Genomic DNA, 17641 nt, shown 5'->3' with positions numbered 1-17641 from the left:
TGATGGATAAGGTGATTCAATTAAAATGTAAAACCAACTTTAAACCCGATAGGAACTACCCATGGATTAACATTGTAACGTTCAAGTCCTTGCAGTAGCCTGCCTCCATCTGGCTGGTAAGCTCTTTCCGGGTCAATTCCAAAACCGGAGTCTTTTGTCCAAAGAAGAATATTGCGACTGTAGACCGATACATTGATGTCTTCCATGTTTACTTTTTGAGCAATGCTTCTGGGTATTCTGTAGTTTAATGAAATCTCCCTGAGTTTGATATAATCGGCATCAAACACGTTGGCTTCGCCAATATCCCACGGATAACTTACTGAATAGGGAAGGAAAACAGTTCCCTCGCCACCAAGGTTTTCTCGTTCCAGAATAAAGTTCCCTTCGTCATCATAGGTTCCAATTACGCCGGGAACAAATGTTCCGTCATAGACCATTGTTCCACTCCACTGTTCCGGAAAACCTCCATATTCAGGGGTTGGACCACCTACGGGGTATAAACGGTCAGCATATATCAATTGGTCGGCATTGGCCACTACCCAATCGCGAAGTGCCTGGCTGGGCCCCGGATTACTAGGATCATACACTCCCGGATAAACCAGGTTTTCAAACCAATGGTTGGTAGCCATGTCTTCGGTCAGGTAACGGTAGGTTTGCGATACGTACTGTCCGCCATGCCGCCAATCGAAGGTCATGTTAAGCGAAAAGTTTTTCCAGGACAATGTAGTTTGCAAGCCCATAATAAAATCCGGATTCACGTTTCCGATTTTAGAATAGGTGGATGCGGCTTCCCATTCGGTGTCGGTAGCTGCATCGGGAAGCAATGGGTACATGTAGTAAGGTGAATTTTTGTCGGTTACGCGGTTTACTTTTCGGGAATACAGGTTGCCCACAACACCATCGCTTATTTCTTTGTTGCCAAACTGATCGGTGGCTACAAGTTGTCCCTTGGCATAACCAACACTTCGTACTTTTGCCTGGTCCCACAGGGTTACAAAGGGTATTCCATCTGCCAGTTCTATGATGCGGGTTACATTTTTTGTGAAGTTCAGGTTTAAATCCAACGACCAGTCACTGGTTTTGATAGGTGTTCCCCCCAGCATCAACTCAACTCCCTTGCTTTGTACCAGACCTGCGTTAATGATGGTTCCGCTAAATCCGGTTGACGTAGGCAGGGAAACATTGAAGATCATGTCTTTATTGTCGAGCGTATAATATGTTCCATCAAACCTTAGCCTGTTTTTCCAAAGCCTGGCTTCAATTCCGTATTCCTGCGAAATCTGTATCTCAGGTTTCAGGTTCGGGTTGAGCAGCGAGCCGGGTTTGTACAGGCGAATGGCGTCGTCCCATTGCTCGTAGTTCCCGTAGGTTTGCAATAACTGGTAAGGCGAAGTATCGTTACCGGTTTGAGCTACTCCTCCGCGGAGTTTAAGTAAATCTATGGCACTACCCAGGTTAACCAGTTCGCTCACCAAGACACTTAACGAAGCAGACGGGTAAAAGTAAGAGCGGTTTGCTTTGGGTAAAGTGCTCGACCAGTCGTTGCGCGCGGTTACATCCAGAAAAATAGTTTCTTTCCAGCTTAGGTTTGCCATTCCATAAAAGCTGTTAACTCCCAGTTGGTAATGGCGCGAGCTGTAATTTAGATTCGCAGTAGGGATATTGCTGAGTGTAAAAAGATTGGGAACCGTTAACCCCGAACTGTTTTTTGATGAGTTACTCACGCTGGTACCTTTGGCATAACGTGTATTTCCTCCCACTGAAAGGTTCCAGGCAAAATCCCCCGAGTTGTCTTTGTAAGAGAAGAGTCCGTCAATGTTGCGCTCCAGGTTGTTGCTGGTTGCTATACCATAGGCACCGTTGTTGGGCTCATCAGAATAGCCCAGTCCGATTTTTGTTTCGCGTACTTCGTCTGATTTGTTCAAGGTCATTCGTCCCATTAAGCTAAATTTGGACGATATTTCCCAGGTCGCCATAACGTTGCCAAACAACTGGTAACGGTTAAAGCTGTTGTTAACATCGTAGGCCAGCATCCACGGGTTTTCGCTGTCTTCGATAACTTTCTTTATCGTATTTCCTTGTCCCAGATCGTAGTCACGCAATTCATTTATGTCAATGTAAGGTGGTGTGAAATAAGCCCATTGCAAAGGGTTTGCACCTCGGTTACCGGCAGGACGGTTATCGGCAAAACTGTTTACAAAATTAATGTCGGTGCTAACCGTAAGTTTTTCCTTCACTTTGGAAGAAGCTGATAACGACAAATTATTTCGCTTAAGATCTGAGTTGGGAATCAGTCCTTCGTGTGTCATATTGGTATATCCCAGCCGGTAATTTATTGCTTTCGATGTGTTGGAGATAGATACCCCGTTTGTTGTGGTGAAAGCATAATCATTCAGGAAGTTTTTTACGTTGTCCTTGTACGAAACAAGTTCGGTTGGGACCTGCACGCCGTTTGCATCGCGGGGCGAATTCCATTGCACGGCCCAGTAGCCTTTGTCCAGTTCGGGACCGATTCCTGTTTGGTCGAGAACAGGCGGCAGGTATCCTCCGCCAACATCCTCCGGACGGTAAGAGAAATAGCCGGTTGCAAACTGTTTTTGTACATTTAAGAAACGGGACGGAATGTCAAAGTTGGTATTGGTAGTTACCGATATTTTCATGCCCTCGCCGCTTGCTTTTTTAGTGGTAATGATAATAACGCCATTACCCGCTCTCGAGCCATAAAGTGCGGTGGCACTGGGGCCTTTCAAAACCGAAACACTTTCGATGCTTTCAGGATCGAGATCCGAAATGGAGTTTCCGTAATCCACCGGGTTACCCGAGCCAAAACCACCCACATTATTTAGACCACTCGACATTGGCACACCGTCTACCACATACAAGGGTTGATTGTCGTTACTCAATGACTTGGCGCCACGAATGATGATACTGGTGGTAGAACCGGGGCCACCGGTTTGATTGATGGTTACACCCGCTATTTTTCCCGACATGGAGTTCAAAAAGTTCTCCTGTGCAACGCGTGTAAACTCCTGACCTTGTACCCTGCTGATGGAATATCCCAGTGATTTTTCTTCCCTTTTTATTCCAAGAGCGGTAACCACAACTTCATCAATGGCTTCTACGCTTTCTTCCATTTCAATGTTGATCGTGCTTTTGCCGTCAACTGCCACCTCTTGTATTTTGAACCCTATAAATGAGAATACAAGTGTTGCATTGTTGGCCACCGAAATCGAATAGTTTCCGTCAATATCGGTAACCGTACCCTGCGAAGCACCCTTTACAGTGATGCTAACGCCCGGAAGTTCTGTTCCATCGGTAGCGGTGGTTACCTTTCCTGTTACATTTATTGTTTGCTGGGCCGAGGCGTTTATGGAAAACAAACCAATGAACAGGCTGGTTGACAACAAGACGGTGAAAAACCATCCCATTTTATTTTTTAATATTCTTTTGATTTTCATGTATCTATGTTTTTAATTTTCAACGATAACCCGTCAGGTGACGGAGAATTTGCATGTCCGTCAATCGACGGGAGTCCTCATCAGTTGTTGCAATGTAAATTGCCAACCGGCTGACTCATGCTTATTTCATGTTGAACCAATTTTACGGGTTTTAATTAATGGCATCGAAACTAAGCACTAAGGCGTGGGTGTTTATACCAATAATTTGTGCAGGGTCTGATCCTGCAGCCATAAACATTACCAGTTGCATGCGGCTGTTGGAAATGCTTTTAAGGATCACTTTTCGTTGGAAATCCCTGAACCCGATAAACTCAGTTCCTGAAAAATCCAGCGTCATCACATTGTTGAAGGTGATGGAATAAGTGGGTGGCCCGTAAACTGACGACACCGTAAGGTCTTCATTGTCGTTGAATGTAAAAGTTGCTCCGTTTTGAGGCGTGTACTTGGCGATACATAAGCCGTAATCCTGTCCGTTTGCATTAACAATACCGGCTCCGCCTGTATTGACGATCTCGTAAACAATCCCGCTGAACGAAGCTTGGTCTTCTTTTACATCATGACTATAACTTCCGTCGTAATGAAAAGTGAATTCGTCTTTGTATATGTCGCCCATCCCAAACTCTGTGTTGAATATTCCGTCAGGGAGCGGTCTGGGCGTTCCGCTTACTACTGTCAATCCTGCATCGGCATTGGCAAGGTAATCTCCTGCCGCAACGTGGCTTGAGGTCAGCTTCCAGGTTTTTCCGTTGTAACCCTCAGCCGTAAAATCTCCTGTAAGCAAAGCGTAAGGAGGAAGAGCTACGGCTAGTTTTACCTGGTCGGTAACAGTGGCGCCGTCTTTGTCTTTCGCTGTTAAGGTAGCGATGTAATAACCTCCTTCCGGATACACATAAACGGGATTCTGTTCAGTGCTGGTTTCTCCGTTTCCAAAATCCCACTGCCAGCTTGAGGCACTGTGTGTTAATGCGGTGAAGGCTACCTGTTTTCCGTCAATGCTGTGAAAAATAGCCGCAGAAAGCGGAAACACCGGTCTCTCGTCATCATCCGAACAGGACGGTAGCAAGATTATTCCAATCGTGCAAATTAAGAAAGAGAATTGAATTAATTTTTTCATATTGAATAAGTTAGGTTAGAGAATAATTTCTTGTGATTTCATAATGTATGGTGCTTAATTGTCGTTACATACGATAATTATGTGCAATGCATCTATTCAATTTACGAAATTGTAATGAAAGTTGAATGTGTAGTTATCAGTTACCCTTATTCTGTTAATTCTCATAGTTTCGAATCAGCTCTATTCAAATTTAAGAAGGAGGCAGGAGAAAAACTAATGAAAAATTGGTCGAATTGCATGGAATATTGCTATTGCATAGCAATTTAACGGCAAATAAATGGTTGATATATGTTAATATAACATTAGACTCAAAATGATTATTTCGCAATATTTGAAAAGGTGAAGATCAAGTAAAAATGGGACAACGTGAAAGTGGCAGGCCGATTTGTTATGTAAAGTGGATTGTATGTAAAAATTGAGTAAATTTTATGTAAAAAACCTTTGGGTAGTCTGAGTCGCAAACCGGAAAAGCAGATCGTTATGAAAACCAGTCGCAACAAAATAGAACCAGCAAGAAGAAGTCGTTGGCGTAAGAGGATTCTTCCCGGAGTAGTTGTTATTTTATTGCTGGTTTTTTACTGGGGTTTTGCCTTCCCGGTTTGGGGACTGTTTTTTAACCATCAACGACACGGAAACCCTCCCTTAACGCCACCGTGGGCACTGGAATGCTGGTTGTGGGAAGACGATCACAATACCGCTGCTTATGTGGATACTTTGCTGGCAGGGTATGCACGACACGATATTCCGGTGAGAACCATTATTCTGGATAGCCCGTGGAGTACAGCCTACAACAATTTTGAAGTGGATACCGTGTTGTATCCCCATCCTGAACGGTGGTTCCTGAACTTGCAGGAAAAAGGCTACCGTGTTGTGTTGTGGATGACGTCGATGGTTAACAGCCTGGATAAAGACACCCGAAATATAAACAATGAAAAGAGGTATGGCGAAGCTGCTGAAAAAGGTTTCTTGGCCGGAAAAGGAAATCAGATAAAATGGTGGAAAGGAAAAGGTGGTTTTATTGATTATACCAATCCGGAGGCCATGAAATGGTGGCGCGGAATGCAGCAAACTGTTTTTGATTATGGAATAGATGGATGGAAACTGGATGGGACGGCCACTTTGTTTCATAAGACTCTTTGGAAAGTACCTTTGTTTTATCAGTCAACACACAAGGGAATCATGACCACACGATCTTATATGGACCGGTACTACAGGGATGAATATGCACATGGTCTTTCTCAGAATCCTGAATTCGTAACACTTTCCCGGGCCATTGACCGTGGTTTTCATCCCGAAGGTTTTGCGCCGGTTGATGCATCGCCGGTAAACTGGGTAGGTGATCAGCGGCACACATGGGAATCTGCCGGTGACAATCAGTCGGATCTTTCAGAAGAGAAAGACATCGCCATGGATGGGATTGAAGGCATTGAAATGGCCATGGACAACGTAATGAAAAGTGCAAAGCTGGGGTATAACATTGTTGGATCCGACGTGGCCGGTTTTTCGGGAAGTACGATTCCCCCGCGTTTATACATCCGCTGGGCCCAGTTTTCAGCATTCTGCGGATTGTTCTTAAACGGTGGTCATGGCGAGCGGGCGCTTTGGAAACGATCGGAGCAGGAACTCGAAATCATCCGGAAATTCTCGTGGCTACATACCGAACTGGTTCCGTACATGTACACCTATGTGGTGGAAGCGCACAACGGCGGACGGGTTTTGCAGAAGCCCGTAAAAGGGAAGTATCATTATTTATTTGGCGATTATTTTCTGGTGGCACCCATTTACAAAGATCAGCTTTCGAATAAAGTGGTTCTCCCCAAAGGAAGCTGGAGGTATTTATTTCATGACAAAGAGAGATTTGAAGGCCCGCTTACTTTCGAACGTGAGTTTCCGCTGGATGAATACCCGGTATTTGTAAAAGAAGGCACCATCATTCCGCTGAACATAAAAAGAGCTTATACCGGTTTGGGAGATGAGGATTCGGAAGGCTATCTGACTCTGCTGATTTATCCAAAAGGTAAAAGTGAGTTCACGGTGCATCACACCGATAACAGCGGAAGTACCACCGTAATTGTGGACGAAAATTCCTCATCAGTAGCGATCAACTTAAGTGGAGTTCAAAAAGCTCATCTTTTGCGGGTTGATATGGACAGGAAGCCGCAAAACGTTCAACAAGATGGAAGGGTGTTGACCGAAAATGTGAACTATTGGTTTGATGAAGGAGCTAATAAACTGATCATAAAAACCGATGAATACGAAAAAGGAAATTACCTGATTGTACGATAAGATTGCAGCTATGAAAAAACGGGAAGCAATGAATAAGTGTCTTACTGGTGCCCTCTTGCTGGTATTTTTAGTAACAGTTGGAGCCAGTCAATTGGTTGGGCAGAATGTGGCATCCAAAAAGAACTTACGTAAACCGCATTTCAAAACCTATGTAATTGCACACCGGGGCGCGCATGCTGGCATTCCCGAAAACTCGTTGCCTGCCTATCAAAAAGCCATCGATCTGGGGTGCGATTTTGTGGAAATTGACGCCCGCCTTACCAAAGACGGAAAAATAGTGAGCATCCACAATGCCACTATTGATCAGTATGTAAAAAAAGGTAGTGGCGAAGTAAAAAAGATGACGCTGGCAGAAATAAAAGCCCTTGATATTGGGCTGAAAACTGGTCCGGAGTGGAAAGGAACCCAAATTCCAACCGTAGAAGAAATACTTCAATTATGCCAGGGGAAAATCGGAATTTATCTTGACCTGAAAGATGCACCCATAGACTCGTTAATGGCGCTACTCCGGAAATACAAGATGGGAGAGGAGGTCGTCTGGTACATTCCCGCATCGTACCTGTTCAGCATCGAAAATGTTGATTCAACCTTTGGTTCTTCCTTTATTATGCCCGATCCGGGAAGTGAAAAAAAGCTGGATGAGGTACTTGCCAAATTAAATCCCCGTGTTGTTGCTACCGATATGGGCGCGCTAAGCAAAACCTTTGTTGAGAAGTGCCATGCAAATGGAGCGAAGGTTTTCGTGGATGAAAAAGAAGGGACTGAAGCCGAATGGCAGCAAATTTTGGAGTGGGGAACTGATGGAATTCAAACCGACCATCCGGAGGAACTTATTCGTTTTTTGAATGCCCGGTAACGGTCAATCCGAAGGTCAATTTCATGTTTGCCTGGTAGAGTACGTATCTCCATTTCTTATGGAATATTGTCATACCGCAGCGAAACGTCACCACAGCTTCATTTCTCTGTTTTGTAGCACTTGTTTTTGGATTCTATGGATTTATAATTAAATTACTTGCTCTTTGAGAGAGGCTTACCTTGGGCGAAATCTGTGAGTGTTTGGGATCAGTTTATTGGGAGGAATTTCGAAGGTGTTAAAATTCCATAGGTAAAGTCCAATATTAACGAAGTAATTATGAATGAACGGTTTTATCTTGGTCTGTATCAAAAATAAAGTAATTAATATCTAATACATTATAACTAAACAATTGTCCTGAAACGAAACAATCATGTCGGATTTTTCTTCACACAGGAGAGTAATTCTCCTTCAGTTGGTGAACATGAGAGTTTCAACCGTCGCTTGGCGGACCTTAACCAATAAACAAATTTAATTAAGATGAAATCATCAAGAAGAGCTTTTCTGAAAAAGAGTGCAGTTACAGGAGCCGGTGCCATTGTAGCCCCCACTGTAATATCGTCAAACGTATTTGGAGCCAACGACCGGATCAACGCCGCCGTACTGGGCGTTAACGGAAGGGGCGGAAGTCATATTTCGTCGTTCATGAACCAGTCGAATGTGCAGGTTACCACTTTGTGTGATCCTGATTTGAATGTTGCCGGTGAAAAAGCAAAAGAGTTTAAAGAAAAATACGGCAAAGAGGTGAAGGTCGTTCAGGACCTTCGTCATGTAATGGATGACAAGGATATTGACGTGATAAGTATCGCCACGCCGAACCACTGGCATTCGCTGGCGGTAATCTGGGCGTGCCAGGCCGGGAAAGATGCTTATGTGGAAAAACCGGGATCGCACAACGTTTGGGAAGGCCGGAAGATGGTGGAAGCAGCCCGTAAATACAACCGAATTGTTCAACACGGGGTACAGCTAAGAAGTTCTCCGGCCATTCAGGAAGCTGTTCAGTTACTTCGCGAAGGTTACATTGGGCGGGTGTACATGGCGCGTGGCCTGGTGTTCCGCTGGCGTGGTGACATTGGCGATAAAGGTTTTTCTCCGGTTCCGGCGGGTTTGGATTACGACCTGTGGACAGGTCCTGCACCCATGCGGCCGTTCACCGAAAACCTGGTACATTACAACTGGCACTGGCACTGGGATTACGGCAATGGCGACGTAGGTAACCAGGGAATTCACGAAACCGATATGTGTATGTGGGGACTCGACGTGGGTCTGCCATCAAAAATTACTTCCATGGGCGGAAAGTTTCTGTGGAACGACTGCAAGGAAACCCCGGAAGTCCTGACTTCGGTATATCATTATCCTGAAGAAGACAAAATTATTCAGTTTGAAGTAAGACCGTGGTGTACGAACACTGAAGACGGCGTGACAGTAGGAAATATTTTCTACGGCGATAAAGGAATCCTGGTGATTGACGGTTACAACGAGTACAAAACATTTTTAGGAAAAGACCGGGAGCCCGGAAAATCGGGTAGCGACGGACAGCTGCAGGCTTCGGGCCTGGCACGTGGCGAAAGCGGTACCGATGGTCATTTTGCGAATTTCATTGATGCTGTTCGTCAGCAAGACAGTTCCATATTGAACGGGCCGGTTGAATCGGCACACTTGTCGTCAGCGCTGGCTCATTTGGGCAACATTGCTTACCGCACAGGGCGTGTTCTTTCTTTTAACCCGGATGCCGAACGTTTTGTGAACGATCCGGAAGCTGATTTGATGCTAACCAGAAATTACCGGGCGCCATACGTAGTGCCTGAAAATGTCTGAGAAATATCGTTGAATTCTCTAACCTAAGTAAATCAATAACAATGAAAATTCGAACGATAAGTTTATGTACGAGCCTGTTTCTGGGCATTTCAGTAATATGCGGTTGCCAGGAAAAAAAGCAAATGGTAGAGGTTAAAGTTGATCCGGCAGATAAAAAGGTGGAAGTTACCGTCGATGGTAAATTGTTCACTTCCTATATCTATCCGAATACGATTATGAAACCTACTTTGTGGCCGCTTATGTCTCCGGCAGGGAACATGCTTACCCGTAGTTTTCCGCTGGCAGAGAAAGAAGGCGACCGCGCTGATCATCCGCACCATGTAGGAGTGTGGTTAAATTACGGCGATGTTAACGGGCTTGACTTTTGGAATAACTCTGAGGCCATCCCGGAAGAAAAACGCAGTGGCTATGGTACTATTTTTCACCAGTCGGTCGATAAGGCTGAAAGCGGTGAAGGTAAAGGAGTACTGGAAACTTCTGCAGAATGGAAATCGCCGGATAACCAGGTTCTGCTGGATGAATCAACCCATTTTGATTTTATCGCGCTTTCTCCCGATGTCCGGATCATTGACCGAACCACCACTTTGACAGCTGTGGCTGATGAGGTGCATTTCAACGACAACAAAGAGGGAATGTATGCGATACGGGTAGCACGCGAACTGGAACTGCCTTCGGATAAACCAACCGACCTGGTTGATTCGCATGGCGTTGTAACACGTGTTGAAAGCATGGATAACAGCAAGATTACGGGTAATTACCGCAGTGCCGACGGTGTGGAAGGCGAAGATGTGTGGGCAACCCGAAGCCGCTGGATGAAACTTTCCGGAGTTATCAACGGTGAAAATGTGTCGCTGGTAATCATCGATAAGCCTTCAAATGTGGGGTATCCTACCTATTGGCATGCGCGCGGTTACGGGCTGTTTTCGGCCAACCCTTTGGGACAAAAAGTATTTTCTGACGGGAAGCAGGAGCTAAACTACTCCCTAAAGAAAGGCGAATCAACGGTGTTTAAGTATCGTTTGGTGGTGACTTCAAAAAATATGAGCGACGACGAAATCAATCGTCTGGCAGACGAATTTGCCAAAGAATAATTGAATTGTAGTAGTTAAGAGGAATAAAACCGGGTGCGTCAAAACAGTATGAAGGCTTTGTGGATAAAAATGATCGTTGTCGGAATGACGCTGGGAACAGCATGGGCAGTTCGCGGCCAGTTCGGACATGAGCAGGGAGCAGCCTGGGCCGGAGCTATTGGCGCACTCGGTTTGGTTTTGGTGGCTAAGCGGGCCGATTGGTGGAAACGAATCAGCCTGGTGGCACTGGCGGCCGCCATTGGATGGGGCGCCGGTGGAATTATCAGTTACGGCCGAGTGGTAGGCTATGGTCGTAGCGACGATTTGTTCAATGCTTTTTACGGCCTGCTGATGCTTTTTGTAATCGGCGGCTTGTTTGGCTTACTTGGTGGCGGACTTACCGGCCTTTCATTGGAATCATCGAAAGAAAAGAAAGTTAACTGGGCCGTGTTATTGGTCGAAATGGTGGTGGGAGGCCTGCTTTTCTATGGCTTTTTGATCATGCAGCTGGGAATCACCATGACACCTCCGCGCTCTGAGGCCTGGGCTTTCATCCTGGGAGCAGGTCTGGCAATGGTTTGGCACATGGCCCGAAAAGGGTTTACTTCATCGCTTCGTGTGGCTGTTTATACCATGCTGGGAGCGGGTTTTGGATTTGCATCCGGAAATTTCCTGCAGATCTTGGGAAACGTTCTGAACATTCCTTTTAACATGTGGAATGTGATGGAGTACAATATTGGCTTTTGGGGAGGGATGGGACTCACTTACGGAGTGTTCACTTCGGCCTGGCCCGATGTTTCGGATGAACGACCAAAGAAATGGGAAACAACGAGTGCTTTGTTGTTGATCCTGGTTTTTGTTCCGGCGGTTATTTTCAAGGAGTCGCTCACGGTATCGAAACTCGCAAAGAATTTTGATTCCTACTCGGTGAGTAAAAGTATTCCGGTGCTTAGCAGCTTGCTTGCTTTGGCCGGTATGCTGGTGGTGGCCTTCATTAATTTCTTAAACCACAGAAGCCATAAATCAATCGCCGGAAACAGGGAGGCATTCGTACTTTTTGTAAGTTATTTTGCTCTTTACATTTTCATAAGTTTTGTTGCTACCGGTCTGTTTGCCGGGAAGGTACTTTCAAACCATGTTTTGTACCTGGTAAATATTGTGCTGATACTCTTTTTAATACGTTTTAGCAGTAACCGGGTGGAAAGCGATCATTCAGAAATAAAAACCATGAATATATTGCGGGTTTGGCCATATTGCCTGCTAGCACTCATCCTGATTGTTTTTTTACTTTCCTTCATCTCCGTCAGCATACACGGAGAACTAAGCGGTGCGCATAATCGCTTCACTATATAATTCTCAAATACGCGACGGCTACATATTTATTTATTGAACAATTAATGGTTTATTGATTGTATTTTAACAATTATGCTCTTTTTTAGGGTATTAAATAGAAGTTAGTGGTTAAAATTTAATGCAAAATGAATAAAATTCACGAAGTAGTTGATGGGGTATTTTTTGAAATTTGTTACATAATTTTTTATCAGTAAAGAATCGAACTAAAACCTTTGGTATGAAAAAAAGAATTTCAACAATGCTGTTTACTGTATTGTTTGCCATGATGTGTTTTACTGCATTTGCGCAGACCAATGTCAGTGGGACAGTATCCGGCGAAGATGGTGAACTTCTTCCCGGAGTTTCAATTTTAATTAAAGGTACCGGAACTGGTATTACTACCGATATAGATGGTAAGTATTTGCTAAATGGAGTACCCGAAGATGCAACGCTTGTGTTTTCGTTTGTAGGAATGAAAACACAGGAAATTCCGGTAAACGGGAGAACTGAGATTAATGTTGTTTTACAATTATCGGCAATAGGTGTTGACGAGGTGGTGGTAACTGCTCTTGGTATCACACGGGAGAAGAAATCGCTGGGATATTCTGTGGGCGAGGTTAGCGGAAGCGACCTGAATGAAACGCCTATGGGGAGTGTGTTGAATGCCGTTGCGGGGAAAGCTGCAGGTGTTCAGGTGTCGCAAATGTACGGGCTTGCGGGCTCATCAGTAAACATGGTGATCCGGGGAGCCAGTTCATTAAACACCAAAAATCAGCCTCTTTTTGTAATCGATGGTGTGCCGGTAGGCAACGGAATTGATAATAACTACAAAGATGCCGACATGGGTAATGCCATTTCTGACCTTAATACCGAGGACATCGAGTCCATGTCGATTCTGAAGGGGCCCAGTGCTGCGGCTTTATATGGTTCCCGGGCCGGAAACGGAGTGGTGCTTATTACCACAAAATCGGGGAAAGGCGTTAAAAAAGGAATAGGAGTTTCTTTTAATACATCGTATGTTCTCGACAATCCGTATCACTTTGTTCCCTTTCAGTCAATGTTTGCATCGGGCAAAGCCGGTTCTCATAATTTAGGGGAACAGGAAAATGAATCGTGGGGTGCCATTCTTGACGGAACATACCCGGATTCCTACCAGTGGGACAAGTCGCTGGTAGATAATGACGGTACATCTTTGCAGCCGCTGGTAGCTTATCCAAACAGGCAGCAGGATTTTTACCGGAACGGATTCAGCCAGTCGAACAATGTTTCATTTGAAGGAAAATACGACAACGCAAACTTCCGTGTTTCTTTTGGTAATATGATCAATGAAGGCATTTTGCCCAATACCGATTATGCCCGGAAAACAATTGGTATAAACGGAGCTTACAACCTGACCGATAATCTGAAAGTGAGTGCAGCCGTTAATATATCGGAAGCGGGATCGGATAACAGGCAGAACATTAGTACCGGAAGAAGGGACCCATCCAGATCGGTTCTCGAAATGGGTGTTCAGGTGAATATACTTGATTTACAGGATTACTGGTTGGAAGGGCAGGAAAACATTCAGCAACGGAAAAGTAAACCCAAACAAAACAACCCGTATTTCAATGTTTACGAAAACCTGACAGGGTTTAAGCGTAATCAGACGATGGCAAAACTCCAGCTTGACTGGGAAATTTTTAAAGATTTCAATTTCATGGCCAGGTATCTCACCAATGTAATAAACCAGCGAAACGAAGCAAGGGTTGCCTGGAGTGATTATGATAACAGCAGAGGAGCATATTCCATTGAGAAGACTTTGGTAAAGGAAGAGAACTGGGAAGCCATGTTTTCTTACAGCAAAAATATAATGGATGGATTGAGCCTTACCGCAAATCTGGGGGGAAATCTTCGTTACGATTACAACGATGCTATTTCGAACGAAGCATCACAACTCGTATTGCCGGGCTTGTTTACCATTTCAAACGGAGTTCCCGGAACGGTTTCGTACAATAGCTATTGGGGCGAGAAGGCGGTAAACAGTGTATACGGTTCTGTTTCGTTGGGCTATCAGAACTTGGTTTACCTCGATTTGACGGCAAGAAACGACTGGTCGAGTACCTTGCCAAAAGATAACCGGTCGTATTTCTATCCGTCCGCTTCTTTGAGTTTGCTGATCAATGAAATGGTAGAATTGCCCTCTTGGATCGACCTGATGAAATTAAGATCGGGATACGCGCAGGTTGGTAACGATGTGGGAGCTTACGCTTTGGCACAGTATTATGCCACTGCCAGCGATTGGGGCGATGCCAAACGGATGTACATGCCCGGAACTTTGAGAAACCCTGAGTTAAAGCCCGAAATAGCAACCTCCAAGGAGATTGGTTTAGACCTGGCTCTTTTTGATAGCAGGATCAACCTGGATGCAACTTATTATGTAGTGGATAATAAAAACCAGGTACTCAGTATCTCAACACCCACCGAGTCGGGAGCAACTGCCAAACAGATCAATGCCGGGCTTGTTCGGGGCCGGGGATGGGATATATCCTTAAATTCGAGTTTGGTAAGAAAGCGGGACTTTGCGATTGACCTGGGATTAACGCTGACCCGAAACCGGACCAAAATCGTTGAATTAGCGGAAGGTATCTCGTTCTACCAGTTTGGCTCCGTAGGGCAGGTAAGACTTAGAAGCTATGTGGGAGACGACATTGGGAATATATATGCCTACCCATATTTAACTGTCGAAGATGAAAGTTCAGAATATTACGGTTATCCGATTATTGCCGCAAATGGAAGGACACAATTAGACAACCGGGAAGAGAGCATCGAAAAAGTCGGAAACTTCAATCATAAGTTTTTGATGGGTATACAGCCGGTTATCAAGTACAAAAATTTTAGTGTTTATGCCAATTTCGATTTTAGATACGGAGGTGAATTCTACTCCAGATCGATCGAATTTTTCAGAAACAACGGTTGGCTGGAGGAAACATTCTCGGGTGTTGGCTACGACGGGAACAAGGACATTGTTCAACAAATCAAAGATAATCCTGAAAAGTACTTTAATCTTTGGGTTGGAGGCCGTACCGGTGATTATGGCGGGTTTCCATGGGCCGATCCGGCAACACAGGCTTCAAGGTCGTACATTGATAAAAACACAGGAGAAACAGTTTATGTAGAAGATGCGAGTTTTATTCCCGGTGTGCGGGAAGACGGGCAGGGAGGATACATCGAAAACTTAGGAGGCGAAGGAACGGTATGGATGACTCCTTTCGATGCCAATAAATATGCAACCAGGTATTATGGGGGAAACAATGTTTATAGTGCTACTTATTTGAAATTGAGGGAATTGTCCGTAACATACAGGTTGCCCCAGCAATTGGTAAGTAAGGCGAGTCTGAGCAATGTGTCTCTGTCTTTAATGGCTCAGAATGTGTTTACGTGGACAAAAGCAAAAATACCCGTTGACCCGGAACTTGCTTTTGCTTCAAGCGGTAGTTCTTGGACACAAGGGGCTGAATATTATAACGTAACGCCTTGGACCCGCTCATTTGGTATTAAACTTAATGTTGAATTTTAATTACTTGTCATGAAAAAAATAAGTCTGATTTTAGCAATTATATTTTTAGGACAATTTCTTCAATCTTGCTACGACGATTTTGATGAAATGAACGTGAGTCCTAATAATGCCGAAGAAGTTTCGCCCAATTATCTGCTATCGTATGTTATCTCAAAAACAGGCATGCAGTTTTACGGGCTGATGAACGAACATACCGATATTGCAGGTACGCTGCAGTACACACAGCGGGGAACGGAATTCAATGCCGCGAATCAAAACTGTTATCAGTGGGGAAAAGGTTCCTGGAATGCCTATTACGACATTTTAAGAACCAACCAGTTGATGTATGAGTTGGGAGAAAAGGAGAATAACCAGTTTTTTATGGCTGCCTCATTGATCATGAAGTCCTTCACTTTTGGTCTGATGGTTGACCTTTTTGGCGATTGTCCTTATTCGGAGGCATTACAAGCCAGCACCAGCGTACTATTTCCAAAGTTCGATGCCCAAAAGGATGTTTACGAAGGAGTATTGACCGATTTAAAAACAGCATCTGGATTGCTGGAAGGATTGGATTCGAAGTTGAGTGTCTTACCATCGTCCGATCTTCTTTATGGTGGTGATCGCGATCAATGGATCAAGTTTGCCAATTCGCTTAGGCTGAGGTATTGTTTAAGGTTGCACAACAAAAAAGAGGAGCTTAGCATCAATACTGTAAGCGAGTTTAAAGATGCTGCCAGCAAGGTTTTTGGAAGCAACGCAGACAATGCAACGCTGGTACTTCTGGGACTGTCTGATGAGAACTCGGCCGTTGGAGGACCTGTAAGATCTTCCAACAAACCTTATGCATTTAAGCCCGGAAAACCATTGGTCGATTACTTGAAGGAAAGAAACGATCCGAGGCTTCAGCGCTGGGTGAATCCGGTGGAAAGAAAATGGGATTTTAATGCTTCAGAAGAAACAACGGTCAATTACACCGATATTTTTGGAGATACTTATCAAATGACAATTTTCCCAACCGATGATAGCAGTCTTGATACCTCGGTTTATGTGGGATTACCTATCGGATACGACAACCTGGAGTTTTTGGGAAATTACAACCGGGGCGATGGCATCAGGGACTATCCAGATGAAAGAAGTGCTTATATTTCCTATTTAACACCCATCTATTTTGAGAATAGTAACGACTTTGTTAATCCTTCACTGATCACTTATGCCGAGGTGGAGTTTATTTTGGCCGAAGCTGCTTTGTTGGGGGATTATGGTGTATCGAATGTTGAAGATCACTACAAAAATGGCATCAGGGCTTCCATGGATCAGTACAAAATATTGTCAGAAGCCCAGGGATTTGATTTTGACGCATTCTATGGCCAACCAACAGTTAGTTACAGCAGTTCGTCTATTACCAATAAGCACGAGCTTATTATGACACAAAAGTGGATTGCGCTTTGGTTACAGGCCGAGTCGTGGTTTGACTGGAGAAGAACCGGATACCCGGACTTCGAACCTGCAGCTAATCCTGCATTTGGCCCCGCATTGCCTTTAAGGCTTGCCTATCCCGAACCATTTGCAGATCCTCAGTATGTGGAAAAGTATGAAGAAGCGGTTTCAAAACTGGAAAAAACGGGTTTTGTTCCTTCCAATCAGTCAAATGACCATAGTTATTCAAAAACCTGGTTATTGCAGGGTACAGGAAAGCCCTACTAGTTTAGTTTTTTCAAGGAGGTGTTTCCGATTCGTTCCTGTTTCGGGACAAAGCGGGAACTACCTTCTTTTGTATTTAATATAATACATAGTTCATTTTATTATTTCAGCGGAGGTTTCACATAGCCTCGGCTGAAATAGTAATGTTACTTCCCAATTTTTGATACTTAATTGATCGTTAGGGGTGTCATTATGCCGTTTCCCACTGAAAGATCATTTAGAAAATTGTATCGGTAATTTTCCATTTTCCAATGGAAAATTAACACTGAAAAACCACAGCCGTTTAAGGAGTCGCGGGTATTGTATTTAACAATTAATATTTCATTAATCGTATTTTAACACTTATGGCTGGGTGATAAGTATTTGGCGCATTTTGTGGGTTAAAATATGATGCATAATGAATAAGATTCCCGAAGTAATTATGCCGGTAATTTTTGAATCTTGAGATAAGATATAATTATTTATTATCTGTTG

Annotated in this window: 9 protein-coding genes; 7 read left to right on the top strand and 2 right to left on the bottom strand. The window is 44.2% G+C overall.

The window, feature by feature from the left end; genetic code table 11:
* Positions 1 to 20: 20 nt before the first annotated feature.
* Positions 21 to 3458 (bottom strand): SusC/RagA family TonB-linked outer membrane protein, encoded by a 3438-nt coding sequence (locus INQ51_RS00805; RefSeq protein ID WP_233375995.1) that lies wholly within the window; start codon positions 3456 to 3458, stop codon positions 21 to 23.
* Between the two features lie 151 nt (positions 3459 to 3609).
* Positions 3610 to 4572 carry a PKD domain-containing protein gene (locus INQ51_RS00800; protein WP_233375994.1) on the bottom strand — a complete coding sequence of 321 codons (963 nt, stop codon included), beginning with the start codon at positions 4570 to 4572 and terminating at the stop codon, positions 3610 to 3612.
* Positions 4573 to 5052: 480 nt separating this feature from the next.
* Between INQ51_RS00800 and INQ51_RS00795 the strand changes: the two genes are divergently transcribed.
* The 7 genes from INQ51_RS00795 (at position 5053) to INQ51_RS00765 (ending at position 17170) form a co-directional block, all read left to right on the top strand.
* Positions 5053 to 6858 (top strand): TIM-barrel domain-containing protein, encoded by a 1806-nt coding sequence (locus tag INQ51_RS00795; RefSeq protein WP_233375993.1) that lies wholly within the window; start codon positions 5053 to 5055, stop codon positions 6856 to 6858.
* Positions 6859 to 6886: 28 nt separating this feature from the next.
* Positions 6887 to 7714, top strand: a complete 828-nt coding sequence (locus INQ51_RS00790; RefSeq protein ID WP_233375992.1) for a glycerophosphodiester phosphodiesterase — start codon at positions 6887 to 6889, stop codon at positions 7712 to 7714.
* Between the two features lie 477 nt (positions 7715 to 8191).
* A complete protein-coding gene (locus INQ51_RS00785; protein ID WP_233375991.1) occupies positions 8192 to 9529 on the top strand; it encodes a Gfo/Idh/MocA family protein in 1338 nt (445 codons plus the stop codon).
* Between the two features lie 41 nt (positions 9530 to 9570).
* Positions 9571 to 10620, top strand: coding sequence for a PmoA family protein (locus INQ51_RS00780; RefSeq protein ID WP_233375990.1), 1050 nt, complete (start codon positions 9571 to 9573; stop codon positions 10618 to 10620).
* A 48-nt stretch (positions 10621 to 10668) separates the two neighbouring features.
* Positions 10669 to 11952, top strand: a complete 1284-nt coding sequence (locus INQ51_RS00775; RefSeq protein WP_233375989.1) for a hypothetical protein — start codon at positions 10669 to 10671, stop codon at positions 11950 to 11952.
* A gap of 217 nt (positions 11953 to 12169) precedes the next feature.
* Positions 12170 to 15487: a SusC/RagA family TonB-linked outer membrane protein gene (locus INQ51_RS00770; RefSeq protein ID WP_233375988.1), complete on the top strand. Its 3318-nt coding sequence runs from the start codon at positions 12170 to 12172 to the stop codon at positions 15485 to 15487.
* Positions 15488 to 15496: 9 nt separating this feature from the next.
* Positions 15497 to 17170, top strand: a complete 1674-nt coding sequence (locus INQ51_RS00765; protein ID WP_233375987.1) for a SusD/RagB family nutrient-binding outer membrane lipoprotein — start codon at positions 15497 to 15499, stop codon at positions 17168 to 17170.
* Positions 17171 to 17641 lie beyond the last annotated feature (471 nt).

The organism is Maribellus sp. CM-23 (assembly GCF_021354595.1).
Taxonomy (GTDB): domain Bacteria; phylum Bacteroidota; class Bacteroidia; order Bacteroidales; family Prolixibacteraceae; genus Draconibacterium.
The sequence above is the reverse complement of the archived record's forward strand: the minus strand, read 5'-3'. Positions and strand labels throughout refer to the sequence as shown.

What these genes read in the sequence shown, in the direction of transcription:
- INQ51_RS00775 (WP_233375989.1), top strand. Translation starts at nt 10,669, where the DNA reads ATGAAGGCTTTGTGGATAAAAATGATCGTTGTCGGAATGACGCTGGGA.
- INQ51_RS00795 (WP_233375993.1), top strand. Translation starts at nt 5,053, where the DNA reads ATGAAAACCAGTCGCAACAAAATAGAACCAGCAAGAAGAAGTCGTTGG.
- INQ51_RS00800 (WP_233375994.1), bottom strand. Translation starts at nt 4,572, where the DNA reads ATGAAAAAATTAATTCAATTCTCTTTCTTAATTTGCACGATTGGAATA.
- INQ51_RS00780 (WP_233375990.1), top strand. Translation starts at nt 9,571, where the DNA reads ATGAAAATTCGAACGATAAGTTTATGTACGAGCCTGTTTCTGGGCATT.
- INQ51_RS00765 (WP_233375987.1), top strand. Translation starts at nt 15,497, where the DNA reads ATGAAAAAAATAAGTCTGATTTTAGCAATTATATTTTTAGGACAATTT.
- INQ51_RS00790 (WP_233375992.1), top strand. Translation starts at nt 6,887, where the DNA reads ATGAATAAGTGTCTTACTGGTGCCCTCTTGCTGGTATTTTTAGTAACA.
- INQ51_RS00805 (WP_233375995.1), bottom strand. Translation starts at nt 3,458, where the DNA reads ATGAAAATCAAAAGAATATTAAAAAATAAAATGGGATGGTTTTTCACC.
- INQ51_RS00770 (WP_233375988.1), top strand. Translation starts at nt 12,170, where the DNA reads ATGAAAAAAAGAATTTCAACAATGCTGTTTACTGTATTGTTTGCCATG.
- INQ51_RS00785 (WP_233375991.1), top strand. Translation starts at nt 8,192, where the DNA reads ATGAAATCATCAAGAAGAGCTTTTCTGAAAAAGAGTGCAGTTACAGGA.